Origin of the sequence: Ruminococcus sp. OM06-36AC (genome assembly GCF_003438725.1) — a bacterium.
GTDB lineage: Bacteria > Bacillota > Clostridia > Oscillospirales > Ruminococcaceae > Ruminococcus_C > Ruminococcus_C callidus.
Genome location: NZ_QSTT01000018.1, coordinates 1 through 26367 on the forward strand (window position 1 = coordinate 1; position 26367 = coordinate 26367).

The window sequence follows — 26367 nt, forward strand, 5'->3', positions numbered from 1 at the left end:
AATTAAAACATCTCTATCCGATTATAAGTATTTAGATGTTACGGAATACTAGGGCAATACCGCACAATCTTTGTGCGGTATTGCCCTATAGATTACAGCAAAGGCAGGACTTTCTGCATCACGGGGAATGCTTCCGCATCTGTCAGACCGAAGTCCATTTCTTTATATGTCCAGGCAGCCCGTCCGATGTGGTGCTTTTCAAATACAGCGGAAATAGTCTGATACCAATGCAGAGTGCTTTCCAGATCTGCCTGATGAATGACACCGTACTCGCTGCAATACAGAGGTACATCATATTTTTCCGCAGCAGAAATTGCCGCAGAAAGATTTGCTTCAAAGAAGGAAGTTTCCACATCTGTGAGCCCTTCATGCAGAAGTGAACCGATATATTCCTTGCTGAATGCAGCGGACCAGCGGCGATAGTTGGCGAGAGTGTCCGGATATGCAATGTGGAAGTCCTTCGGCATACCCTTGATCCACTGTGCAGTCTGATGCGTGAAAATGATCGGATCATAGCAGTGGAAACTGTAGACGATGCGGGAATCTGCCGGTGCATCCAGCAGTGTCACACCGTCGGCACCGTTGTAGTGAATGCCGCCTGCCAGAATAAAAACATCCGGTGCAACAGAGCGGATCGCTGCAATGGCGTTGGCAGCGATCTGGTTCCAGTCTTTTGCGGTGTGCATGTCTGCCGCTTCATTCAGCAGTTCAAAGGCGACAACATCGCTGTCATTTCCAAAGCGTTTTGCAAATTCCTGCCAAAGAGAAATAAAGCGAGCCTGCAATGCCAGATTGGTGAAGAATTCGCCGGAATCTGACTCATCGGCAAAAGAATAGCCGGCAGTTTTGTGTAAGTTCAAAATCATGTGCAGATCGTATTTTCTGCACCAGAGAATGCACTGCTTGATCCAGCGAAAACCGTCTTCCTTGAGAATGCCGCCCTCAGATTCTACCAATTCATAGTCCACCGGAATCCGGACGTGATCCAGTCCCCAGCGGGCAACTGTTGCAAAGTCCGCTTCCGTGATAAATGTCTGATAATGCTTTTCGGTATGCTCTTTCTGTGAAAACCAGCCGCCAAAATTGATACCATGCTGATAGCCTTTCCAAATACGCATGATGTGACCTCCTGTCAATCGAAATAGCAGTGGCTGTTGTCTGTTACGGAAGCAATTTTCTATTTGAATTGCTTTGAATCCGCTATGCTTATGAAGCGGACACGTGAAAACGAGAGCCGTGGGGAATGCTGCTGAACACCAAATAATTCCAGAGTCAATGCCCCTTTAAAATATCTGCATTTTCATTTTACGAGGAATATCAAAAAAATGATACCAAAAAACTTGCTTTTTTGATAGAAATGTGATACAATATTTCTGTACAGGATAAATGCAACTTTTTGGGCCCTGAAATCATAGAGTAATTATAGGGATTTCTTATTTTTCCCATGTTTCCGTAAAAAACCAGCAGAGGTCGATGTGTATTTTCCAGTTGTTCTGGAAAATACAGTACTTTTTTCAGTGCAGGTTGCCAGAGAGAACGGATAGAGCAGGATTTTGTTATAGATTTGTTTCTGAAAGGAATTCTATATTTATTCACATTTAAGGCGATATAAAATAGTAGGAGGAGATTTTCATGACATTGGAGTTAGAATGGCAAAAAGCAGAGCAGGAACGGCAGGAGGATACGCACCAGCACGAGCCGCCGGAAGTCGAATTTGGCTTTTATAATCAAGTGCAGCAGGGCGATGTGGATGCAGTGCAGGAAAATCTGCGATCCGGATCATATCGGCAGATCGCCATGAGAGTAAGGCTTTCTGACGATTTGGTGCAGAATTTCCGGTATCACTGTATTGTCTGTCTGTCAATGGTATCGCGGTTCTGTATTGAAGGCGGCATGCCGGGGGAACAGGCATATCGTATGAGCGACTTCTATATTCGTAAAATTGACACGGCAACGACCATCGATCAGGTGGAGAAACTGCATGATGACGCTTGTATGGACTATGTCAAGCGAATGCAGCAGCGGAAAATCAAGCAGGTCTGTTCCAAGCCGGTTTCACTGTGCCTGAACTACATCTATTCACATATGCACGAAAAAATTTCCACAGAGGAACTTGCTGCGGAAGTGCACCTGCACCCCAGTTACTTATCCCGTCTGTTTCGGGAGCAAATGGGCTGTACGCTGCATGATTATATTTTAGATCAAAAGATTCAGTCTGCCAAACGCATGCTGCAATTTTCCGACCGCAGCTACGCTGAAATTGCAAACCTGCTGGCGTTTTCTTCCCAGAGCCATTTCATACAGGTCTTTTCCAGAAAAGTCGGTGTTACGCCGAAGCAGTTTCGGGAGGCGGAATTTCGTTCAAAACTGATGCGTGGAGAACAGGAATGACAAAAAGCAGTCCGCGGCAAACGGACTGCTTTTGAAACTGTTTTTGCAATAGATCAGATTATACCATGACGACAGCATTTCCCAACAGCTTGAAATCCCGACAGCTTTTGCAGAGATCATTCAAAAATGCGGCAATGCTCCGGTCGCGGAGATTGCCCTTGAAGTCGATGTGAAAAACAACGTCGAAGCTGCCGTCCCGAATGGGTCTGCTTTCGATTTTGGTCATGTCCAGTCCATACAGGAAGAATTTGTTCAGGATTCGGCTCAGGCTGCCGGGCTCGTTGGAAATGGACAGCATCACGGAAATCACAGACGCATTTTCCGCCACCTGCATGTCCTTGGTGATGCAGATGAACTGAGTGAAGTTCGGGACAACATTGGAAATACGGGAAGCCAGAATCTGTAGGCGGTTGTGCTTGGCACAGTCTTCGGAACAGATCGCGGCAATGGTCTTGTCACCGGATTCTGCTACCATTTTGGCAGCAGTGGCGGTGTTGCTGTAGTCGTGGCTGTGGAGAGAACGTGCATCTAAGAAATCGCTGCACTGAGAGAGTGCCTGCGGATGGGAATACACTTCGGTGATGTTCTCCATTTTAGCATCCGGCAAGGCAGCCAGACAGTGCATCACTTCTACCTGATTCATTGCGGTGATAAAGAAGCTGTACTTTCCCATCAGGTCTACAGTCTGTGTAACTGTTCCGGAGGTGCTGTTGTAAATTGGCAGAACGCCGTATTCCAGTTCGCCGGATTCTACTGCTTCAAAGACCTGTTCAAAGGTCGGATAGAACTGAATGTGCCGTTCCGGAAAGAATGCCTGTGCGGCGGTTTCGGAGTTTGCACCCACGGTGCCCTGACAGCCGACACGGACGGCTTCCTTCATGCGGGGCGTTTTGAAACTGGGGGCATCTTCGGCAGCGACCAGCATTTTCTGCTGTAACTGGGAGCTGATGCTCATCATGTTGGCGAACATGGTGCGGGAAGCCAGTCCCAGTCCCTCTTTGGCATTCTGTTCTACGCGGTCGAGGATCTGCTGTTCCCGTCCTGCCTGAAAAACCGGCATGTTGTGTGCTTTTTTATATCTTGCAACATCTTGGCAGAGAAGCATGCGTTCTTCAAATAAAGACTGGATCTGTTTGTCCAGCCGGTCGATCTCATTGCGGATTTCCTGTAATTCCATGTTGTATTCCTTTCTGTGAAGGGATTTTCGGTGCAGATGCGGTGTTGCCCTTGAAATTTGCGGGAGGTTTCTTTCTGTGAGAACAACTTCTGCTACCGTGTGTAAAGTATGCTAACTTCCATTATACACAATTATTTTTCAAAAATCAAGATAAAATTTTGAATAGCTATTGAAAACGGCAATCGTTTTGTGCTATAATGAAATGTACGTGTGAAACGAGGCAGGCACTGACCTGCAAACAGGAGGGCTGGAAATGCGGATTTTAGGAATCGATCCGGGCTATGCCATTGTAGGCTTTGGAGTGGTGTCCTATCACGGGGCGGATTTTACGCCGCTGGAATACGGGGCAATTACCACAGAAGCCGGCACACGGTTTGCAGCACGTCTGACGGCGATCTATGACGATCTGGATTTTTTGCTAAAACGGTTTCAGCCGGACTGTATCGCGATTGAACGGCTGTACTTCACTTCCAACCAGAAAACGGTGATCGATGTGGCACAGGCACGCGGTGTCATTGTCCTCTGTGCGGAGCAGCACCAGATTCCGATGTATGAGTACACACCCCTGCAAGTCAAGCAGGCGGTCGTGGGCTACGGAAAGGCGGAAAAGCGGCAGGTCATGGATATGACAAGGCGAATTCTGAAGCTGGCACAGATCCCGAAGCCGGACGATGCCGCCGATGCCCTTGCCCTTGCGATTTGCCACGGACATTGTGCGACCGGCGTGCAGCTGCAAAAGAGAATCATCAAAGCAGGAGATACAATATGATATATAGTGTACATGGAAAACTGATCGCCAAAGAACCGGCAATGGCAGTGGTGGAATGCGGCGGCGTAGGGTATGCCTGCCGTACCACTCTGCATACACTGGGGCAGGTGGGAAATCTCGGTGAAACCGTTCTGCTGTATACGGCCATGAGCGTGCGGGAAGATGCCGTAGAATTATTTGGCTTTTCCACACAGCAGGAATTGCAGTGCTTTCAGCTTCTGACTTCGGTTTCCGGCGTGGGACCGAAGGCAGCCCTTTCCATTCTGTCGGATCTGACACCGGATCAGTTCCTGTTGACAGTGGCTTCCGGTGACAGCAAGGCACTGACACGTGCCAAGGGCATCGGGGTAAAGTCTGCCCAGCGAATCGTCATGGAACTCAAGGATAAGATCGCCGGCGATGCCACCGGGCTGCTCTCCGGCACTGCCGGTGCAGGAGAGATTGCGGCGGCGACCCAGTCCGGCGGCAATGTGGGCGAAGCTATCGAAGCTCTTGTCACGCTGGGCTATACCCAGAGCGAAGTGGCACCGATCGTGGCAAAGCTGGATCCGTCCCTGTCGTCCTCCGACCTGATTCGGCTGGCGTTACAGGAATTCGGAAAACAGCGTAACTTTTGAGAGAGAGGGAATCAACCAAAATGATTGAAACCAGTGATATGCAGTTTGAGGAGCGTATGGTGACACCCCGCGAAGTGGAAGAAGACCGCGAAGCAGAAGTGACACTCCGTCCGCAAACGCTGGTGGAATATATCGGACAGGATAAAGTCAAGGAAAATCTGGCAGTCTATATCGAGGCAGCCAAGCGGCGTGGCGACCCTTTGGATCACGTGCTGCTGTACGGGCCTCCGGGACTGGGAAAGACGACCTTGTCCTCGATCATTGCCCACGAAATGGGCGTGAATCTTCGTGTGACAACTGGTCCGGCAATTGAAAAAGCCGGTGATCTGGCGGCGATCCTGACCAATTTGCAGCCGAATGACGTGCTGTTTATCGATGAGATCCACCGCCTGAACCGTCAGGTAGAGGAAATCCTGTATCCGGCACTGGAAGACCATGCCATTGATATTATCATGGGAAAAGGACCGTCAGCACGTTCGCTGCGGGTGGATCTGAACCCGTTTACACTGGTAGGGGCAACCACCAGAGCGGGGCAGCTTTCCAGCCCGCTGCGTGACCGCTTCGGCGTAATTCTGCGGCTGGAACTGTATACCACAGAACAGCTGACGGACATTGTCCGCCGGAGTGCAATGCTGCTGAAGATCCCGTGCTCCATTGACGGGGCAATGGAAATTGCAGGACGTGCCAGAGGGACACCCCGTATTGCCAACCGCCTGCTCAAGCGGGTGCGGGATTTTGCCGATGTCATGGGCAACGGCGAGATCACACAGGAAATCGCCCACATGGCACTGGATCGTCTGGAGATCGACGAACTGGGACTGGACAGCAATGACCGCCGCATGCTGGAGATGATCATCAAGGGCTACAGCGGCGGACCGGTAGGACTGGAAACGCTGGCTTCTGCACTGGGTGAAGAAACGGTCACACTGGAAGACGTGTGCGAGCCGTACCTGATGCAGCTGGGCTTTCTGGCGAGAACGCCGCGGGGACGCTGTGCTACTGCATTGGCGTATCAGCATCTGGGCTATCAACAGCCGGATTCCGGCGGCGGTATGGACGGTCAGATGAAATTTTCCACAGAAGAATCTTAAAGCAACACTGTACAAAGCTTGCCTGACGGCTTTGCGTGCAATCGCATTTTGTGCGGTGTTGCCTAAAAATATCAAATCATTGACAAAAACATCGGAGTGATCTCCGTATGTATGAAAGGAACATAAGAATCATGGGTAGATTGTTTGGGACAGACGGTGCGAGAGGTGTCGCAATTACAGAACTGACATGTGAAATGGCAATGCAGATCGGCCGTGCCGCTGCATTGGTGCTGACAAAAGAGGCAAAGCACCGTGCGAAGATTTTCATCGGCAAGGACACCCGCATTTCCTCAGATATTCTGGAAGCGGCTCTTTGTGCCGGCATTTGTTCGGTAGGAGCAGAAGCGGTAAAGCTGGGCGTTGTCCCCACACCGGCTGTGGCATATCTGGTGCGGACACACGGTGCAGATGCCGGCGTGATGATCTCCGCATCGCATAACAGCGTGGAATTCAACGGTATCAAGCTGTTTGCCGCTACCGGTTATAAGTTGCCGGATGCGATCGAAGCAGAGATCGAAGCACTGATTCTGGATCATCCGGAGCAGATCACATTGCAGTCCGGTACCGCAGTCGGTGCCATTTCGGAATACGCCAACGCCAAGGAAGACTATATTTCCTATCTGGCAAGCTGTATTGCCGCAGACTGTACCGGCATGCGTGTGGTTCTGGACTGTGCCAACGGCAGTTCCTCCGCAACGGCAGAATCCTTGTTCACTCGTCTGGGTGCAGAGGTACATATGCTCAGTGCATCACCGGACGGCACCAATATCAATAAGAACTGCGGCTCCACCCACATGGAAAACCTGATGGAATATGTAAAGACCCACGAGTGCGATCTGGGTCTGGCATTTGACGGTGATGCAGACCGCTGTCTGGCGGTGGACGAGAACGGCAAACTGGTGGACGGCGATAAGATCATTGCTATCTGTGCCCACGCATTGCAGCAGGAAGGCAAACTGAAAAAGAATACTGCCGTAGTGACTGTGATGACAAATCTGGGCTTCTTCCACTTTGCCAAGGCAAACCAGATTGCCACAAAGGCGACCAAGGTCGGCGACCGTTATGTGCTGGAGGAAATGCTCTCCGGCGGCTATAACATCGGCGGCGAACAGAGTGGTCACATCATTTTTCTGGACGAAGCCACTACCGGCGACGGCGAACTGTCCGGCATCAAGCTGCTGGAAATTCTCAAGAAGTCCGGCAAGAAGATGAGCGAACTGGCAGGTCTGATGGAGTGCTTCCCGCAGGTGCTGTACAATGTGACCATTCAGCCCCAGAAAAAGGGACTGTGGCAGGACGATGCCGACATTGCAGCAGTCATTGAAAAGCATACCGCGATTCTCGGCGACAACGGCAGAATCCTCGTGCGGGAAAGCGGTACCGAACCGCTGATCCGCGTCATGGTAGAGGGAAAAAACGCCGGTCAGATCGAAGCCGCTGCACAGGAAATCACAGAACAGGTCAAGATTTTTGCCGCATCATAATGCAGGATAGATAAAGGAGTAGCCCGAATTGAGAGTAGCAAATGGTTGGAAACAATATCGCATTTTAGACACTTCGCAATTGGAAAAGCTGGAGAACTGGCACGGTGTCACACTGGTACGCCCTGATCCGCAGATCATCTGGAAGACCCCGAAAAAGCACCCTGCATGGAACAGGGCGGACGGACATTACAGCCGCTCGTCCTCCGGCGGCGGAAGCTGGGCGTTTTCCAAGAAGCTGCCGCCGTTTTGGGAAATGGAATATGAACCGCTGGGGCTGACATTCAAGATTCAGCCCACCGGCTTCAAGCATACCGGATTATTTCCAGAGCAGGCAGTGAACTGGGACTGGATGGCAGAGCAGATTCGCAATGCCGGCAGACCGATCTCTGTCCTGAACCTGTTCTCCTATACCGGCGGTGCAACGCTGGCATGTGCCTCCGCCGGTGCTTCTGTGTGCCACGTGGACGCGTCCAAGGGCATGGTACAGTGGGCAAGGGAAAATGCCGCACTGTCCGGACTGACGGAAAAGCCCATTCGCTGGATCGTCGATGACTGCGAAAAGTTTGTGGCACGGGAGATTCGCCGTGGCAGAAAATACGATGCCATCATTATGGATCCGCCCAGCTACGGCAGAGGTCCGGGCGGTGAGGTCTGGAAGCTGGAAGAAAACATTTTCGATCTGGTAGAACTCTGTTCCGGCGTGTTGTCGGAAAATCCGCTGTTCTTCCTGCTGAACAGCTATACCACCGGACTTTCTCCCGCAGTAATGGGGTATCTGCTGGGGAGCGTTCTGAACCCGAAATTCGGCGGCGGGGTGACAGCCGATGAGATCGGGCTGCCGGTAGAACAAAGCGGCATGGTATTGCCCTGCGGTTCTACTGCGATCTGGAAAAAATAAGGGAAACACTGCATAACGCTGTTTGTGCGGTGCTGTCGGAAGTCTATGCGTCGAAAACAATGGGGAACGTTGCTTCTGGGGGTGCTTTCTTTGGCGGCGGACTGCTTTGCGGCAGGGATACAGTATCTGGATCGCCGCTATGTGTATGGAAACCCGCCGGAGGGCATCGCAGAAATGGTGCACTTTTTTGCTCCGTATGGGTTGTTCGCAGCGGGTGTGGCGGTACTGGTGGTGCTTCTGCTGCTGGTATTCCGGCAAAAATAAAGATACGGAAGGAATTTCCTGCCCGTATTGCCTGAAAAAAGGAGAAAATACCGTGGAAAAACTGATTGCGGCAGAGCATCTGTCATTTCACTATACCGACGAGGAGGGAAAACCAGCTTCTCCGGAAATCCTGAAAGATCTGACTCTGACACTGGAAGCAGGCTCTTTTGTGGCAGTCCTGGGGCACAACGGCTGCGGCAAGTCTACGCTGGCGAAACATATGAATGCCATTCTGCTGCCCACCGGCGGCAAAATGTGGATTGCCGGCATCGATACCTGTGACGAAGAAAAGCTGTATGAGATCCGGCAGCATGTAGGTATGGTGTTTCAGAATCCGGATAATCAGATCGTGGCAACGATCGTCGAAGAAGATGTGGCTTTCGGACCGGAAAATCTGGGGCTGCCGCCGGAAGCCATACGGGAACGGGTGGACGATGCTCTGAAAGCGGTCGGCATGTACGAGTATCGCATGCATGCCCCCAATCAGCTTTCCGGCGGACAGAAACAGCGAATCGCCATTGCCGGCATTATCGCCATGCGTCCGTCCTGCATTGTGCTGGACGAGCCCACAGCGATGCTGGACCCGAAAGGCCGTATGGAAGTCATGAAGACCATTCGCATGCTGAATCGTTCCTATGGCATTACCATTGTGCTGATTACCCACTATATGGAAGAAGCAGCACAGGCAGATCGTGTGATCGTCATGGACGACGGAAACATTCTGCTGGACGACCGTCCGGAGGAAGTGTTTTCCCATGTGGAACAGATGAAAGCAATCGGACTGGACGTGCCGCAGGTGACGGAACTGGTGTATGAACTGCGGCAGCAGGGGATTCCGCTGGACAGTCATATTATCAGTGAAGATGCCGGCGTAGAGGCAATTTTGCAGAACATGGCGTGAAATGAGGTGTGCAAGTGGCAACGATACAGACAGAAGGACTGACCTATCGCTATGGCATTGGGACACCTTTTGAAAAAACGGCAGTAGATCATGTAGATCTGGAAATTGAAGCAGGCTCCTTTGTGGGGATTATCGGACATACCGGCTCCGGCAAATCCACGCTGATTCAGCACCTGAACGGGCTGCTGCGTCCCACAGAGGGAAAGGTTCTGCTGGACGGTGTGGACATCTGGGCAGACAAGTCGAAAATGCGGCAGATGCGGTTTCGGGTAGGGCTGGTGTTCCAGTATCCGGAGTATCAGATCTTCGAGGAAACCGTGGCGAAAGACATTGCCTTTGGTCCGCGGAATATGGGACTTGCTGAAGAAGAAGTGCAGGCACGTGTGCAGGAAACGGCTACCATTGTGGGGCTTTCTGAGGAAATCCTGAAGCAGTCACCTTTTTTGTTGTCCGGCGGTCAGAAACGCCGTGTGGCAATTGCCGGCGTTATGGCAATGCGTCCGGAGGTGCTGATTCTGGACGAGCCTACCGCCGGACTGGATCCCCGCGGACGGGAGGAGATCCTACAGGAGATCCAGGCGTACCGCAATCAGACCGGAGCGACTGTCTTGCTGGTTTCTCACAGCATGGAAGATGTGGCACGGCATGCGAAAAAAATTCTGGTGATGAATGCGGGAAAGGTGTTCTGTTACGATACGGTGGCAAATGTTTTCCGCCGTTCGCAGGAATTACAGGCGATCGGTCTGGCAGTGCCGCAGATCACCCGCGTTTGTGATGCACTCCGTGCCAGGGGCGTACCGCTGACAGATGATATTTTCACCGTGGAGCAGGCAAAACAGCAGCTTCTGGAATGGTATCATCGGACAAGAGGAGGGCAGGGAACATGCTGAAAGACATTACGATCGGACAATACTTCCCCGGCTCCAGTCCGGTACACCGCATGGATCCGCGGTTCAAGCTGATCATGACGCTGCTGTTTATTGCCATGCTGTTTATGGGACAGCATCTGTACTCCATTTGTTTCGGAATCGTGTTTTGCATTCTGGCACTGGCTCTGTCCCGCATTCCGGTGAAGCTGATCTGGAAAAGCATCAAACCGCTGATACCGGTGCTGCTGATCACAGCGATTCTAGACCTTTTCATGGTGGACAGCGGTGATGTGTATCTTCACTGGCATTTTCTGAAAATCACAGCAGGCGGCGTGCGGACGGCGGTTTTAATGGTTACACGAATCATTGTGCTGCTGGCAGGCTCTTCGCTGCTGACTTATACCACTTCGCCCATTGCTCTGACAGATGCCATCGAACGGCTGCTGTCCCCGCTGAAAAAGCTGCATGTGCCGGTGCATACATTTGCCATGATGATGACGATTTCTCTCCGGTTTATTCCCACGCTGCTGGAAGAAACGGACAAGATCATGACGGCACAGAAAGCACGGGGAGCCAGCTTCAGTGAGGGCAATCTGTTGCAGCGTGCCAAGGCACTGGTGCCGATTCTGGTACCGCTGCTGGTGTCGTCTTTTCACCGTGCGGAAGAACTGGCAACGGCAATGGAATGCCGCTGTTACCGCGGGGAAACAGGCAGAACCAAAATGCGGCAGCTGCATGCTGCCGGACGGGATTATGCAGCAATGGCAGTGACGCTGCTGTTGTTTGCCGGTGCGGTAGCGGTAAAAATCATCTTTTAAGGAGAATTTGCATGGAAATAGCATCATCTGTGAAAACGCCGCTTTCTCAAACAAATGTAAAAAGTCAAAAGAGCCGCATTTTTCTGTTGCTGTCGTTTGGTATCCCCATGCTGTTTCTGGCGGTAGGGCTTGTGCTGCAGAACGTGCACCCTTTTGGAGATCAGCAGATTCTGGTGGTGGATTTCTGGCATCAGTATTACCCGTTCCTGCGGCTGCTGCATGAAAAATTGCAGCATGGAGGTTCTCTGCTGTATACATGGGATTCCGGCTTGGGTTCCAACTTCGTATCTATTTTTGCCTACTATGCTGCCAGTCCGCTGAACCTGCTGACGGCACTGGTGCCGGAAACATTTCTGCGTGATGCGGTAACATTGGTATTGCTGTTGAAAGTCGGCTTTGCCGGCTTGTTTTTCGCCTGCTTTCTCCGCGGCACATTCCGGAGAAATGATTTTTCCCTCTGTATCTTTTCTGTGATGTACGCTCTGTGCAGCTACATTCTGGGGTACTACTGGAATATCATCTGGCTGGATACAGTCGCCCTGCTGCCGCTGGTAGTGCTGGGACTGGTATATCTGGTGCGGGACGGAAAGTGCCAGCTGTACTGCATTGCACTGGGGTTGTCGCTGTTCACAAACTTCTATATCGGCATGTTCACCTGCATCTTTGCAGTGATCGCCTACTGTTGTCTGTGTGTGTGCTATCTTCGCTGGAAACAGCTGCCGATGCGGACATTGGCAATGGCAGGTTGTTCTTTGCTGGGCGGAGCGTTGGCGGCAATCGTGCTGATACCCACTTATTACGCATTGCAGCTGACCCATAGCGTGAACAATGCGTTCCCTACAGCGGTGCAGTTTTATGAAAACTGGCGGACGCTGGCGGCAAATCTCATCAGCTTTCATGAACCGACTTCCAAGGACGGTCTGCCGAATCTGGCATGCGGCGTACTGCCGCTGGTGCTGATCGGACCGTTTCTGCGTTCCGGCAGGATTCGGATTCGGGAAAAGATCATGGCAGTTCTGGTGCTGGCGTTCTTGATGATCAGCTGTAACTGCAATGTGCTGAACTATATCTGGCACGGATTCCATTTTCCGAATATGCTGCCTTATCGATTCTCATTCCTGTTTTCCTTTGCCCTGCTGACAGTGGGCTATCGTGCATTTTTGGTCGTGCTGGAGGAAAAATGCCGCGTGTGGGACTTGCTGGCAATGCTGGCAGTGACAGTAGGTGTGTTCCTGATTGCATACAATGTGCAGGAAAACCGTGCTGTCTACTGGACAGCCGCACTGATGCTGCTGTATACAGGCATTATGCTATTGGCATATCGGCAGATTTTCGGAAAGAAGATGCTGTATCTGGCAGTGTCGATCGTGCTGGCATTCGAGATGTTCCAGAACGTGAAGCTCGGTACAGAAACGGTTTCAACATCGGCATATACCGGTTATCCGGCTTCCTATACAGACGTAGAGAATCTGCTGGAACAAATCGATGAACAGGACGAAACGCCGTTTTACCGGACGGAACTTTCCACATGGTATACGCTGAATGATCCGGCGTTGTATGGCTATCATGGCGTTTCGCAGTTTTCTTCCATGGCAAATGAAAATGCCACCAAGTGGATCCGTTCGCTGGGCTTTCCGGCATCAGAGGCTGGAAACCGTTACTACTACGGCGGCGGCACACCGGTGGGAAATGCCTTTACCGGTGTTCGCTATCTAATCAACCGAGCAAGCACAGTGCTGGACGACAGTGCATGGGAGCAGATCGCTTCTTCGGAGTCCTGCTATGCGTACCGGAATCAGTACGACCTGCCCATTGGTTTCCGTGCCAATGCCTCCTTGCTGGAATACGATTCGAATCCGGAGGCGAACCCGTTCGATAATCTGAACACGCTGTTCCGGCTGGCGACCGGCATTGAAACACCGTTGTTTACCATGCTGGAAGTGGACAGCGTGGATTATGAGGGAACAGATGCCCTGAAAAACAGCTATGGCAACTACACGTATCATACCGATGCCAGTGCGGAATCTCACAGCCTGCAATACAATTATCGGGTGCCGCTGGATACAACACTGTATGGTTACATGAATTTGCAGGACGTTTCCAATATTACGATTCTGCAAAACGGCGTCTACAAGGGCTATTTTAACAATGGCAAGCAGGGATTCATTTTCCCAATGGGCACCTATCAGGGAGCGGATACGGCAAGTGTTTCTATGACCTTGCCCAAGGACGCAGTTTCCGGTCTGATTGTGCTGTATATGTATCAGATCAATCCGGACGTGCTGGAGCAGGGCTTTGCAGCATTGCAGAACGGCGGCATTACGCTGACGGAAGCTTCGGACACTAAGCTTAATGGCACTCTGACTGCGGAGCAGGACGGCGTATGCTATTTTTCGATTCCCTATGAATCCGGCTGGCATGCGAAAGTGGACGGCGTAAAAACCGAGATCACACCCATTGCCGGAGAAATGGTTGCCGTTCCGGTGACTGCGGGAACGCATACCATTACGCTGACCTATTGCCCGAAAGGCTTTATAGCAGGGGCTTGCTGTACTGCCGGTGCGGTGTTGCTGCTGCTTGCCGTGTCTTTTGTGCAGTGGAAAACCGGAAAGCGGCTGTTGCAGCCGGTTCCGGAGGAACAGGCAGAATTTGCTGTTCCGGAAAAAGAAAAGGCGGAGGAAACAGAATCGTGAGAAATCTGAAAGTAACAATGGGCTTTCGCGGAACCAATTACCACGGGTTTCAGCGGCAGCCCAACGGCATCACTGTGCAGGAAGTGGTGGAAACAGCACTGTCACAGCTGTTCAACGAGCCGGTGACCATACAGGGCTGCTCCAGAACAGACACCGGCGTGCATGCCAAGGAGTACTGCTTCACCATGCAGACGGAAAAACAGCTGCCGGAACGGAATTTCATTCGGGGAGCCTGCGGGTATCTGCCGGAGGATATTTCCATTTATCGGGTGGAGGAAATGCCGCCGGAGTTTCATGCACGGTTCAGCTGCAAGGCAAAGGAATATATGTACCGGATCCATAACAGCGAAAGCAAGAATCCGTTTACCACCGATCTGGAATTGCTCTATCGGCGGAAAATGGATATTCCGCTGATGCAGGAGGCGGCACAGCACTTTGTGGGCACCCACGACTTTGCAACGTTTTGTACAAATTACACAGAAAAACAGAATACCATTCGTACAATCCACGACATAACCATAGAAAAGCAAGGAAATACCGTGATTCTGCTTGTCAAAGGCAATGGTTTTTTGTATAATATGGTTAGGATACTGGTGGGGACGCTGTTGAGTGTCAACGAGGGAAGAATCGCCGTTTCCGAACTGGACGACCTTCTGGCATCTAAAAATCGTGTCCTCGCCGGAATCACCGCACAGGCACATGGACTGTACCTGAATCGGGTGTTTTATGAATAAAGCCTGTCGGAAAGGAGATCGTCAAAAAGCTTATGAGCTATGATTCTGATGATATGATCGAAAAACGCAAGCGACGCAGTAAGCTGCGTTCTCTGCGGAATTTGCTGATATTCCTGCTGATCGTCGGCTTCTGCGGGTATTTGTATATACAGCGGGACGCGTGGATCCCGAAGCTGGAGGGGATCGGCGGACGGTACGATTCTGTGACGCAAAATGACGGCACACTGGCAGAGGGAAACTTCCCGCTGACCATTTCCGGAAGTTCCAGCTATCAGGCAGCGTTGGCAGATGACACCTTGTTCCTGCTGCATGATGCCTATCTGAGTACCTATTCTATGCACGGCGATGCAGGAGATAACCGGCAGCACGCGTTCCAGAACGCCACCATGAATACTGCCGGAAAATATGTATTGCTGTTCGAAAGCGGCGGCACCTCATTCCGGCTGGACACCAGGCACAAAAATGTCTATGGCAAGTCTGTGGACAACAACATTCTTTCCGGTGTCGTCAGCGATAACGGAACTGTTGCCCTGATTACGGAGTCTGGCTCCTACGCCTGTGCCATTGTGGTATACGACAATACCGGAAAGCGGCTCTATCAGCGGAACTGTACGGAGTACGTGGTGGATCTGGCATTTCACAAGGACAGTAACGGCTTGTGTCTGACTTCAGTGAAAGTGGAAAATGGTGTGGTGCAGAGCACTGTCACCAGCATCACATTTAATCAGGTGGACACCCAGTGGACTTCCATGCCGCTGGAAACTTTGAGCGTCAAATCTGGTTTTTCCTCCAACGACAAATTCTGTGTGGTGGGAAATACTGCTTGTGCATACTATAGCAGTGCCGGTGAAATGCAGGGAACATATAACTATAACGGCACATTGGTCAGTGCAGATCTGGAAAACGGAAAGGCTGCTCTGATCATACAGGACGACCAGAAACGAAACACCTCGCTGGTGCTTCTGGATCAGTCTGTTTCCAGTCCGAAAGTGTTGTCTATTGACAGCACTGCGGAAGAAGTACGGGTGTGCGACGGCGATGCTATTGTCATGAGCCGCGGAAATATCACTTCCTATGATTTTTCCGGTACGGCACTGGCAACAGTAAATCTGGACGGTGCCTATACTTCGTTTCTGAAACAGGACGGTTATTTGTTCCTGCTGGGATATGATCAGATTGATCGTGTGGACTTTAAGGAGTAGATTGTGGAATCTTTCATGCATCAGACGTGGTGGCTGTATGATCTGACAGTGTTGGCAGTGCTGATCCTCTGTATCTGGGGCGGCTGGCGGCGGGGTCTGATCAGTTCTGTTGCTGGTCTGCTGGGATATGCTGCTGCGGCATTGCTGGCAGGCGTTCTGGCTCAGCCGGCGGCAGAATATGTATACGATCGCTGGCTGGCAGAGCCATGTGCGGCGATTCTGGAACAGAAAATGGAACAGTATCATCTGGCAGACGATTTACAGCAGACGCTGGGGAATTATGGGATTCAGCTGGACGATGCGGCATTACAGCAGATCGCAGACAATCCGGACAATGCTTCGGAAGAGTTGTACAGCGTGGTGTCCCAGAAAACAGGACTGCCTGTGGAACTATTGCAGCAAGGACTGTCCCAAAGTATTGACAGTGCATCTTCTCAGCTGTTTACGGAGATGCCGTCATGGATGCACGAGGCGATCCTGCCGCAGCAGAGTTCGCAGGAACTGCAAAACCGGACTGTACAGGCGGCGGCGCTGGTGCTCTCCAGCAATACCAGCGATGCCGCAAAGCAGCTGACAAAGCTGTATGTTCGTCCGGTGCTGATTACAATGGTTAAAACATTTACTTTTTCAGTTCTATTTCTCTTGATTTCTGTATTGATTCAAGGTATAATAAAAGGACTATCTGCTTTCCGCCGCACCGAGGGCATACGCCTGACAGATCAGGCAGTTGGTGCCGGACTGGGAGCAGTGCAGGCAATTTTTCTGCTGGTGCTGATGGTCAAACTGACGGGGTGGATCGTGGAGCACGGCGAAAATCAGATTGCCTTTTTCAATCAGGCTGAAATTCAGAAGTCTGTTTTATTTCAGCATCTCTATCAGCTGATGCAATAAACCTATCAGAAAGGTGTGTAGAAAACGATGATGTTATGCAGTCGATGCAAAAAACGGCCTGCCGTGGTATTTATTACAGCGATGCAGGGCGAAAAGAAGAAAAATGATGGTCTGTGTCTGGTGTGTGCCAAGGAGCTGCACGTGCCGCAGATCGATGAATATATGAAACAAATGGGAATTACCGATGAGGAACTGGAGCAGATCTCCAATCAGATGATGGACATGATGGACGGGGAAAGCTTTGAAATGGGCGGCTCCGGTGTAATGCCGCAGTTCCTGCAATCTTTCATGAAGGATCCGGGAAAGATTTTCGGGAATCTGAAAGATGACGGTGAGGAATCCAATGAATTGCAGACCGCAGACGGTGATGAAGAGATTCCGTCAGCAGACTACACAGAAATCCCAAGCGGTTCCAGACGGGAACGCCGTTCCAAGCGGAAAAAGGAACTGCGGTTCTTGGGCAATTACTGCACGAACCTGACCCGCCGTGCCGCAGAGGGCAAGCTGGACGCAATCATTGGACGGGATAAGGAAATTGCACGGGTGATTCAGATTCTCTCCCGCCGCACCAAGAACAATCCCTGTCTGATCGGTGAACCCGGTGTCGGCAAAACGGCAATTGCCGAGGGAATTGCTTTGCGGATCCACTCCGGAAACGTTCCCATGCATCTGAAAGATAAGCAGGTATACCTGCTGGATCTGACTTCGCTGGTTGCCGGTACCCAGTTCCGCGGACAGTTTGAAAGCCGTGTCAAGGGCTTGCTGGCAGAGGTGAAGCAGGAAGGCAACATCATTCTGTTTATCGATGAGGTGCACAATCTGGTAGGTGCCGGAAATTCTGAGGGTGCCATGAATGCAGCAAATATCCTGAAGCCTGCACTCTCCCGTGGGGAAGTACAGGTTATTGGTGCCACCACCTTTGAAGAATACCGCAAATATATCGAAAAGGATTCTGCACTGGAACGCCGTTTCCAGCCGGTAACGGTCAATGAGCCGACCGTAGACGAAACCATTGAGGTACTGAACGGCATTGCAAAGTACTACGAATCCTATCACCGTGTGCACATTTCTCCGGAGATGATTCGTCTGTGTGCTGTGCTGTCAGAACGGTATATTACCGACCGGTTCCTGCCGGATAAGGCAATTGACCTGCTGGACGAAAGTTGTGCATGCACCAATCTGCGTTCTCCGGAAATCGAAGCTTATGATAAGCTGGCAAAGAAAAAGGAAGAACTGGAAGCCAAGGAAAAATCCATTGAAGATGAAACCGAGATCAACTTCGAAGAACTGGCACAGGTCAAGGGCGAACTGATTCGTCTGAATACCAGTCTGGAAGAAGCTCAGAAGAAGCTGGACGAAGTGCAGGTGACTGCTGACGATTTGTCCAAGGTCATCGAACTGTGGACAGGGATTCCGGCACACAAGATCGCGGAAACTGAATTCACCAAGCTGGCACATCTGGAAGACCGTCTGAAAGCCCATATCATCGGACAGGACGAAGCAGTGGAGTCGCTGGCAAAGGCAATCAAGCGGACGAGAGTACAGCTAAGCCCTCGCCGCCGTCCGGCTTCCTTTATCTTTGTAGGGCCTACCGGCGTGGGAAAGACAGAACTGGTCAAGGTGCTGTCGCAGGAACTGTTCGATTCCAACGACCCGCTGATTCGTCTGGACATGACGGAGTTCATGGAAAAGCATTCTGTGGCACGTATGATCGGTTCCCCTCCGGGATATGTTGGCTACGATGAAGCCGGTCAGCTGACTGAAAAAGTTCGCCGCCGCCCGTACTCGGTGATTCTGTTCGACGAAATCGAAAAGGCTCATCCGGACGTGATGAATATTCTTATGCAGATTCTGGACGAGGGCAAGATCGACGATGCACAGGGCAGAACGGTCAACTTTGAGAACACTGTCATCTGCATGACTTCCAATGCCGGCTCCACCGATAAAAGCATTGGCGTAGGCTTTAACCGGACAGACACTGAAATTTCCAAGGAAAAGGCAATGAAGGGACTGCGGGAATTCCTGCGTCCGGAGTTCATCAGCCGTATTGACGAAATCGTGGTATTCCGGAATCTGACAAAGCCGGATTTCGAAAAGATCGCTGCTTTGATGCTGGACGAAATGAAACAGCCGCTGGCAGAAAAGAACATCACGTTGCAGTACGATGCTGCCGCACTGGCAGCCATTGCAGAAGAAGCATACGGCAAGCCCTACGGTGCCCGTGACATTCGCCGTGTTATTCGCCAGATCGTAGAAGATCAGATCGCTTCTCTGATTATTGCACACAGTACAGAAATTCACACACTGCTGGTTTCCGCCAAGGACGGCAAGGTGGAAGTAACTTTTCAGTGAGAATCAAGGCAATACCGCACAAAGATTGTGCGACAGATGCGTCGTCAAATTTTTCGTCAGATGAAACAAAAAGCGGAGTGAATACTTGATGTATTCACGAGCATTTTTGTGAAATATGACGGGAAATTTGCAAGCAGATGGCGTGCAAAGTCGCCAGACGCTCTTTGTGCGGTATTGCCTCAAGTAAAATTCCCATAAAATAAAAAATCCCCCGTTTTGTGACAGAACAAAACGGGGGATTTTTTGCAGCAGGGGAGAAGAAATACCGGATACCGGCAGAGCATAAAAAAACAGCCCCTACTATTGCAGGAGCCGTTGATTTGGTTGGGGTGGAAGGATTTGAACCCTCGGAATGATGGAGTCAGAGTCCACTGCCTTACCGCTTGGCTACACCCCAGTATCTTTTGTTGTTGGTATCTCTCCAACCGACTATATTATTATACCACGGTACGCCTGAAAAGTCAATTCTATATTTTGTAAAGGATACAGGAATATTCTATGAATCCAGAAACCGCTGCTGCAAAAAATAAAAAAAGCAGCTTCTCTTTCGAAACTGCTTTACTGGTTGGGGTGGAAGGATTTGAACCCTCGGAATGATGGAGTCAGAGTCCACTGCCTTACCGCTTGGCTACACCCCAGTTTATTTTCTATCGTCTGTATCAGCCGACTTGATTATTATATCACAATTCCGGAGAAATGTCAACCGATTTCTAAAAAACAGAAAAAAGAAAAGAAAATTGAATTTATTCTGAAAAATCAAATGCTGCATATCGATTGTATAATTGAAATAAAGCGATTTGTTCTAATTTTTACAGTCCACTTTTCAAGATTGACTTTTTGCAGTTGGCGTGATATAATGGCAATACCGCACAAAGAGCGTCTGGCGACTTTGCACGGTATTGCCAATAAAAAATACAACTTTGAATGAAAGAGAAAAGAGATGATCGCCTTGCGTACAAAGGCAAAACAATACGAAATGGATATGTGCAGCGGTCCGATCCTGCGGAAAATGCTGATGTTTGCACTGCCGCTGATGCTGTCCAGTATTTTGCAGCTGTTGTTTAATGCAGCGGACATTGTGGTGGTGGGAAAGTTTGCCGGTGACAATTCGCTGGCGGCAGTCGGCTCAAACACTGCCCTGATCAATCTGCTGACCAACTTGTTTATCGGGCTGTCCATTGGTGCAAATGTTGTGGCGGCACGTTCCTACGGGGCAAAGACGTGGGACGATCTGCGGGACACGGTGCATACATCTATGCTGTTAAGCATGATCAGCGGCGGCTTGCTGATGGTGCTGGGCGTGATCGGTGCCCGACAAATGCTGATCTGGATGCAGACACCGGAGGAGGTGCTTCCGCTGGCAACCACATACCTGCGAATCTACTTTCTGGGTATGGCTTCTACAATGGTCTATAACTTTGGCAGTGCTCTGCTGCGGGCAGTGGGGGACACCAAACGGCCGCTGTATTTCCTGCTCTGTGCCGGTGTTATCAATGTGGTGCTGAATCTGATTTTTGTAGTCGGCTTTCATCTGGACGTAATGGGTGTTGCCATTGCTACGGTGATCTCCGAAACCGTTTCCGCATTGCTGGTGCTGCGTTGTCTGATGAAAGAGTCTGGCGGGATTCATCTGGAACTGCGTGCTCTGCACATTCATCGAAAGAAGATGATACAGATTTTGCGAATTGGTTTGCCGGCGGGATTTCAGGGCGTGGTATTCGCTTTGTCCAACGTGGTGATCCAGTCCTCGGTCAACATTTTCGGAAACATCGTGGTTGCCGGAAACTCTGCCGCTGCCAATCTGGAAGGGTTCGTGTACATGGCAATGAACGCCTTTTATCAGACCACCCTTTCCTTTGTCAGCCAGAACTACGGGGCAGGGGAACAGAAGCGAATCCACCGAATCGTACTTCTGGGAGAAGCCTGCGTGATCGTCACTGGCACGCTGCTGGGAAATGCGGTTGTATTTTTCGGAAACGAATTGCTTCACATCTACTCCAGCAATCCGGAAGTCATTGCCGCGGGAATCGTGCGTCTGCACTATATCTCTATGGTTTACGCTCTCTGTGGCATTATGGACGTTATGGTGGGAGCACTGCGTGGTATCGGATATTCTGTTATGCCGATGATCGTTTCCATTGTGGGCGTGTGTGTGCTGCGTCTGGTATGGCTGGCGACGGTGTTCCAGATTCCAGAATATCACCGAATCGAAACGGTTTATCTGTCCTATCCGGTCACGTGGATACTGACCAGTCTTGTCTATATCGTGTTCTTTATCTGGGTACGCGTCCGAACGTGCCGGAAATCGGCTGCTGCCTGAGTGCGTTTGAAAAGCTGCTGTATGCTCCAAAGGCATATGGCAGTTTTTTCTATTTCTGCATAAAATTCGTACTGTAAAATGCTTGACGTGTCATAATCTCCGTGTTATAATAGATTGGTAGTACCAATTAAAGAGGTGTTTGTCAAATGAAATGGATGAAACAATTTGGAATCATTCTGTTGGTTTCCTTTGTGGGAGAGGTATTGGAAAAGTGGATCCCGCTGCCGATTCCGGCGAGTATTTACGGCATCATACTGCTGTTTCTCTGCCTGAAGCTGCGGATCATTCCCCATGAATCCGTGCATGAAACGGGAAAATTTCTGATCGAGATCATGCCGCTGATGTTTATTCCGGCGGCGGTGGGCTTGCTGGAAACATGGGACGTAATCGCACCGGCGTGGCTGGAGTATGTGGCGGTCACAGTGCTTTCCACATGGATCGTGATGATTATTTCCGGTAAGGTAACACAATCAGTCATTCGACACAGAAAAAAAGGAGTGCAGGAAAATCATGTTTGACTTTTTGGAAAATTCAGCGTTTTTTGGCGTGGTGATCAGCGTGGCATCTTATGGCTTGGGACTGCTGCTGAAGAAAAAATTCAAGCTGGCAATTCTGAACCCGCTGCTGATCTCCATTATTATTACCATTGCATTTCTGGCGTGTACCGGAATCAGCTATGAGAAATACGATGAGGGTGCGAAGTATCTGAGCTATCTGCTGACCCCTGCAACCGTTTGCCTTGCTATTCCGCTGTACGAGCAGCTGGAATTGTTGAAGAAGAACTGGCATGCAGTCCTGATCGGCATCTTATCCGGCGTGTTGTCCAGCCTGGGGGCAATTCTGGGAATGGCAATGCTGTTCAGGTTCAGCCATGAGGAATATGTAACGTTTTTGCCGAAGTCCATTACCACTGCCATTGGCATGGGCGTTTCGGAAAAGCTGGGCGGCTATGTGTCTATCAGCGTTGCCGCAATTATCATTACCGGTGTGCTGGGAAATATTTTTGCGGAAATCGTTTTCCGGCTGTTCCGGATTCACGAGCCTGTGGCAAAAGGCATTGCATTAGGTACAGCTTCCCACGCCATCGGCACTGCAAAGGCAATGGAACTGGGAGAAGTGGAAGGTGCAATGAGCAGTCTGTCCATCGTAGTTGCCGGTTTGATTACCGTAATCGGGGCAACGATTTTTTCACATATCATGTGAGGTGGCTTATGCAGGAAGAAACCAGAGAATATCAGAAAGTGATCTCCTATTTGTCCCAGATGATCGCCGGCGGAGAACTGGCGATTGGTTCTCGGCTGCCTACAGAACGTAGCCTTGCGGAAACACTGTCGATCGGGCGAAACTCTACCCGAGAGGCACTGCGAATGTTGGAGCATACCGGCGTGATCGTCTGCAAGCGTGGCTCCGGCAACTATCTGACCGGAAACGTATCCCGCCCAATCACGGAAATGGTACATATGATGCTGTTGCTGGGACAGACTGACCGAAAAGAGATCTGCTCGTTTCGGCGGAATATGGAAAAAGCAGTCTGTCGGGCGATTCTGGATCAGGGCACCTTTTCCCGCTGGAAGGAACAGGCGGCCGTCTTGCTGCGGAAGGCACAGGAACAACAGCCACTGGATCGGCAGATCGAACTGGACCGGCAATTTCATTTTTTGCTGATCCATGCCACGGAGAACCAGTTCTGGATTGCGTTGCTGGAACCAATTACAGAAGTTTACCGCAAGTGGATCGATACCGCATTGCAGACGGCAAGTGATACTGTCAAGCAAAAGCTACAGGAATCACATACCATGCTGTTTCATGCATTATGCCGTGGAGATTATCCCGCCTGCGAAAAGGCGATTGATGCTCACTATGATTTGGTGGACAATGAACTGGAAAAAGAAATATGAGGGCAGCACCGTATAAGTTTTGTACGATAATCCCTATAGAAAGCACTGCATCAACGAATGTCACAGTTTGTGCAGTGCTTTTTTATGCAATATTCCGATTTTGGGGTGAATTCTGCTGTGAAATGCCACAAAAATTCTTGACAGCTTCAAATTCTATGGTATAATAGAGGTATATGTCATTTGGAGGTACAAACGTATGAAATTTTGGAAAAGACTCACTGCCTGTGCATTGACAGCTGCTATGGCGGCTGGATATGCAGGCTGCGGCAGCTCCGGCGGAGATGCTTCGAAAAAAGAAGATTCCGATAAGGAAGACGCAGTGATTCCCTACGACAGCGATTTCACCATCGGTGTGGACAAGATCGCTGAAGCTATGGGTGCCGGTTGGAATGTGGGAAATCAGCTGGAAGCCAATTCCGGCGGAAAAGTCAACGAAACCGTATGGGGCAATCCGGAGATCACACAGGAACTGATTTCTGCAGTGGCTGATGCTGGATTCACGACTGTTCGTGTGCCGGTTTCCTATCTGGATCGCATTGATGATGCGAACGGCTATCAGGTGGATTCCGCTTGGCTGGACCGTGTGGAAGAAGTGGTGCAGTACTGCTATAATGAGGGACTGTATGTGATTATCAACATGCACGGCGATGGCTATAATAGCATTGACGGCGGCTGGTTCCTGGTAAACGGCGAAGATCAGGATATGATTCGCGAAAAGTATGAAGCGGTATGGAAGCAGATCGCGGAACGCTTTGCAAAGTATGACGAACATCTGATTTTCGAATCCATGAACGAAGAATCTGACGGTACATATGACGGCGACCCGAACAAGGAGTACTATGCAAATCTGAATCAGTACAATCAGATTTTTGTAGATACGGTTCGCGGTACGGGCGAAAAGAACACGCACCGCTGGCTGTTGGTTCCGGGCTGGAACACCAATATTGAGTACACCATAGGGGACTATGGCTTTGAGATGCCTACTGATGAAAAATGTTCTGCCGGAGAAAGCCGCATGATGGTTTCGGTACACTACTATGACCCGTGGGATTACTGTGGGACAGAGGATCTGAAAACCATTCTGTGGGGCGAGTACGGCGACAATCTGATTGAAGTTAACGGTTTCCCGAAGATGAATAAGGCGAAATGGGGTGACGAATCTTATCTGGACGATCTGTTCAGTCGCATGCAGGAAAAATTCGTAAAGAATGATATTCCGGTTATCATTGGTGAGTATGGCTGTATCGACAAGTCTTCGGCTTATGCAGATTTTGCCGGACAGATTCAGGGCAACCGTGCATACTGGGACGGCTATGTTGCAGGTAAGGCTGCTTCAATGGGCATGATTCCGGTATACTGGGACAACGGCTTTAACGGCGTGTATGGCTTTGGTCTGTTCGACCGCAACACATATGAGCAGACACAGCCGGAGATCATCTCCACCATTCTGAAAGCAGTAAAGAACAAAGACCCGAAGGCTGGTCTGGATACTGTCGTAGAAAATAAGGCGGAAAAGACAGACGAGGCACATGCATACATCGGCATTCAGACGGAAGTTTACACATTCCGGAACACCTGCAGCGATGCCAAGTACGGCAAGGACACGGATTACTTCAACACACTGATCAAGTGGGGCGAGGACGACCAGATCATTGACACTGGTGCGAAATTTACAGATGCGACCATTTCCGCAGACGGTACTTATACCGTTTCTGTGGACGGTTACGATTTCTCCTCTGACAGCAGCAAGCTGAACATGCTGTTTGTCAGCACGGACTTTGCCTTTAACAACAAGCTGAAAGTCAGCGATGTTGTTGTAAAGTGTGACGATCAGGAGATCCCGATTGACAAACCGCTGGTAATGGCTGATGATCAGGGCAATTTCTACATGGAACTGGTGAACATTTACAACACTGATCTGGCAGCACTGGATTATACCATGCCGAAGAACGGCTTTAGCGTTACCTTTACCATTGAGGGTATGGACAGCGTTCTGGCTGCGTAAACTGTAATAAACCTTATTAAGAAAAGATTCCTCTCAACGGGTTAGTGGTTGGGAGGAATCTTTTTTGATAAATTTTCGGAAAATATTGACATTATTGATCGGAAAGTGTATAATATAGTTATAAATTGCGAAATGAAAGGGGAGAATTATGGTATGACTTTATTGATTCTTATTATATTGGCATATGCAATAAAAGCGGTTATGGACTTTATTAATCAGAATGGCAGTGGTATTTTAATGCTGCTTTTTGAACTCGTACTGTGGTTAATAAAACTGCCGGTTAGAGTGGCAAAAACAATCCGAGTGTACTCTCGTAAAGTGAAAAGAAGAATTTCTGCAAAAGCGGGAAAGAACGCAGAAGAATCTGTGTTGGAACAAAAATACGATTTGAAGTCAAAAGAGGATAAAGAAGAAAATCGTTCTAAGTTTATGATCTTTCTTGATTTTGCAATTTTAGGATTGGTTTTATTTTTTTCAATTGGAGCAATTTATAAAACAATTCCACGTGAGTATGAAATGCATGATGTTACATATAAATTGCCACAAAAATATGAATATGATCCTTTCGAGAAGGATACTGATGTATTCGACTTAGACGATGTGGATGTGATCTGGGTGGAGTATTATGAGGACTATGCAAAAGATGAGAAAGACAAGGAATGGAAATTGTCGTTTTATTCTGGCGACATTGAAGATAACATTTGGTATAGTGACGTACTTGGGACGAAAGTAGCAAAAAACACAAGTAATCCGCAAAGGCAAATGTTTGCTTTTTTTCTTGATAATGATATGTACTGTTTTAGAACTACTTGTTATACGGATTATTATGCTGAAAAAGTAGATAAAGACGAATTTGAAAAACTAATATCTTCAATCAAGCTGCGTGAGTGATGTTTTACGTTGAAAAAGCACAGTGAATAGAAGATAGGCGTTCTAGCTGCGAAAATAGCACTCTAAAATCGTATCAAAAAGTCGGTTTCTGCAAAATTGCAG

Annotated in this window: 23 protein-coding genes and 2 tRNA genes; 21 read left to right on the forward strand and 4 right to left on the reverse strand. The window is 49.8% G+C overall.

Annotated elements, in window-relative coordinates:
• Window positions 1–92 precede the first annotated feature (92 nt).
• Window positions 93–1118: a cellulase family glycosylhydrolase gene (locus DXB92_RS10610; protein ID WP_021682427.1), complete on the reverse strand. Its 1026-nt coding sequence runs from the start codon at window positions 1116–1118 to the stop codon at window positions 93–95.
• Between the two features lie 514 nt (window positions 1119–1632).
• On the opposite strand from DXB92_RS10610, the gene DXB92_RS10615 reads away from it, so the two are divergent.
• Window positions 1633–2391: a helix-turn-helix domain-containing protein gene (locus DXB92_RS10615; protein WP_117733822.1), complete on the forward strand. Its 759-nt coding sequence runs from the start codon at window positions 1633–1635 to the stop codon at window positions 2389–2391.
• A gap of 58 nt (window positions 2392–2449) precedes the next feature.
• Here DXB92_RS10615 and DXB92_RS10620 read toward each other — a convergent pair whose 3' ends face one another.
• Window positions 2450–3568 (reverse strand): bifunctional chorismate mutase/prephenate dehydratase, encoded by a 1119-nt coding sequence (locus tag DXB92_RS10620; RefSeq protein WP_117733823.1) that lies wholly within the window; start codon window positions 3566–3568, stop codon window positions 2450–2452.
• Window positions 3569–3821: 253 nt separating this feature from the next.
• Here DXB92_RS10620 and ruvC point away from each other — a divergent pair, with 253 nt between their 5' ends.
• The 14 genes from ruvC (at window position 3822) to DXB92_RS10685 (ending at window position 19151) form a co-directional block, all read left to right on the forward strand.
• A complete protein-coding gene (ruvC, locus tag DXB92_RS10625) occupies window positions 3822–4337 on the forward strand; it encodes a crossover junction endodeoxyribonuclease RuvC (RefSeq protein WP_021682423.1) in 516 nt (171 codons plus the stop codon).
• Window positions 4334–4954 (forward strand): Holliday junction branch migration protein RuvA, encoded by a 621-nt coding sequence (gene ruvA / locus DXB92_RS10630; RefSeq protein ID WP_117733824.1) that lies wholly within the window; start codon window positions 4334–4336, stop codon window positions 4952–4954. The genes ruvC and ruvA overlap by 4 nt, the downstream gene beginning before the upstream one ends.
• Before the next feature lie 20 nt (window positions 4955–4974).
• Window positions 4975–6045, forward strand: coding sequence for a Holliday junction branch migration DNA helicase RuvB (gene ruvB / locus DXB92_RS10635; protein WP_021682421.1), 1071 nt, complete (start codon window positions 4975–4977; stop codon window positions 6043–6045).
• Window positions 6046–6176: 131 nt separating this feature from the next.
• Complete coding sequence (glmM, locus tag DXB92_RS10640; protein ID WP_117733825.1) at window positions 6177–7529, forward strand: phosphoglucosamine mutase; 1353 nt, start codon at window positions 6177–6179, stop codon at window positions 7527–7529.
• A 28-nt stretch (window positions 7530–7557) separates the two neighbouring features.
• On the forward strand, window positions 7558–8427 hold the full coding sequence (locus DXB92_RS10645) for a class I SAM-dependent methyltransferase (protein WP_021682419.1): 870 nt from the start codon (window positions 7558–7560) through the stop codon (window positions 8425–8427).
• 45 nt (window positions 8428–8472) lie between these two features.
• On the forward strand, window positions 8473–8691 hold the full coding sequence (locus tag DXB92_RS13375) for a hypothetical protein (protein ID WP_147330051.1): 219 nt from the start codon (window positions 8473–8475) through the stop codon (window positions 8689–8691).
• 52 nt (window positions 8692–8743) lie between these two features.
• Window positions 8744–9592, forward strand: a complete 849-nt coding sequence (locus DXB92_RS10650; RefSeq protein ID WP_242986646.1) for an energy-coupling factor transporter ATPase — start codon at window positions 8744–8746, stop codon at window positions 9590–9592.
• Window positions 9593–9606: 14 nt separating this feature from the next.
• Window positions 9607–10482 (forward strand): energy-coupling factor transporter ATPase, encoded by an 876-nt coding sequence (locus DXB92_RS10655; protein WP_117733827.1) that lies wholly within the window; start codon window positions 9607–9609, stop codon window positions 10480–10482.
• Complete coding sequence (locus DXB92_RS10660; RefSeq protein ID WP_117733828.1) at window positions 10476–11279, forward strand: energy-coupling factor transporter transmembrane component T; 804 nt, start codon at window positions 10476–10478, stop codon at window positions 11277–11279. Before DXB92_RS10655 ends, DXB92_RS10660 begins: the two co-directional genes overlap by 7 nt.
• A gap of 11 nt (window positions 11280–11290) precedes the next feature.
• On the forward strand, window positions 11291–13972 hold the full coding sequence (locus DXB92_RS10665) for a YfhO family protein (protein WP_117733829.1): 2682 nt from the start codon (window positions 11291–11293) through the stop codon (window positions 13970–13972).
• Complete coding sequence (truA, locus tag DXB92_RS10670; RefSeq protein ID WP_040647677.1) at window positions 13969–14706, forward strand: tRNA pseudouridine(38-40) synthase TruA; 738 nt, start codon at window positions 13969–13971, stop codon at window positions 14704–14706. The genes DXB92_RS10665 and truA overlap by 4 nt, the downstream gene beginning before the upstream one ends.
• Before the next feature lie 32 nt (window positions 14707–14738).
• Entirely contained in the window at window positions 14739–15908 is a 1170-nt protein-coding gene (locus DXB92_RS10675; protein ID WP_117733830.1) for a DUF5711 family protein, read from the forward strand.
• A 3-nt stretch (window positions 15909–15911) separates the two neighbouring features.
• A complete protein-coding gene (locus tag DXB92_RS10680) occupies window positions 15912–16799 on the forward strand; it encodes a CvpA family protein (RefSeq protein ID WP_117733831.1) in 888 nt (295 codons plus the stop codon).
• Window positions 16800–16829: 30 nt separating this feature from the next.
• Entirely contained in the window at window positions 16830–19151 is a 2322-nt protein-coding gene (locus tag DXB92_RS10685; RefSeq protein WP_117733847.1) for an ATP-dependent Clp protease ATP-binding subunit, read from the forward strand.
• 321 nt (window positions 19152–19472) lie between these two features.
• Here DXB92_RS10685 and DXB92_RS10690 read toward each other — a convergent pair.
• Both DXB92_RS10690 and DXB92_RS10695 read right to left on the reverse strand, forming a co-directional pair.
• Window positions 19473–19548 (reverse strand) — tRNA-Gln (locus tag DXB92_RS10690).
• 165 nt (window positions 19549–19713) lie between these two features.
• Window positions 19714–19789: transfer RNA gene (locus DXB92_RS10695), tRNA-Gln, on the reverse strand.
• A gap of 302 nt (window positions 19790–20091) precedes the next feature.
• On the opposite strand from DXB92_RS10695, the gene DXB92_RS10700 reads away from it, so the two are divergent.
• From DXB92_RS10700 to DXB92_RS10725, 6 genes are all read left to right on the forward strand, one after another.
• Window positions 20092–21471: an MATE family efflux transporter gene (locus DXB92_RS10700; RefSeq protein ID WP_117733832.1), complete on the forward strand. Its 1380-nt coding sequence runs from the start codon at window positions 20092–20094 to the stop codon at window positions 21469–21471.
• Window positions 21472–21617: 146 nt separating this feature from the next.
• Window positions 21618–21989 carry a CidA/LrgA family protein gene (locus tag DXB92_RS10705; RefSeq protein ID WP_021682406.1) on the forward strand — a complete coding sequence of 124 codons (372 nt, stop codon included), beginning with the start codon at window positions 21618–21620 and terminating at the stop codon, window positions 21987–21989.
• Entirely contained in the window at window positions 21982–22674 is a 693-nt protein-coding gene (locus tag DXB92_RS10710) for an LrgB family protein (RefSeq protein ID WP_117733833.1), read from the forward strand. Before DXB92_RS10705 ends, DXB92_RS10710 begins: the two co-directional genes overlap by 8 nt.
• An 8-nt stretch (window positions 22675–22682) precedes the next feature.
• Window positions 22683–23369, forward strand: a complete 687-nt coding sequence (locus DXB92_RS10715) for a GntR family transcriptional regulator (protein WP_117733834.1) — start codon at window positions 22683–22685, stop codon at window positions 23367–23369.
• Window positions 23370–23565: 196 nt separating this feature from the next.
• Entirely contained in the window at window positions 23566–25374 is a 1809-nt protein-coding gene (locus tag DXB92_RS10720; protein ID WP_242986647.1) for a glycoside hydrolase family 5 protein, read from the forward strand.
• A gap of 153 nt (window positions 25375–25527) precedes the next feature.
• Entirely contained in the window at window positions 25528–26265 is a 738-nt protein-coding gene (locus DXB92_RS10725; protein WP_117733835.1) for a hypothetical protein, read from the forward strand.
• Window positions 26266–26367 lie beyond the last annotated feature (102 nt).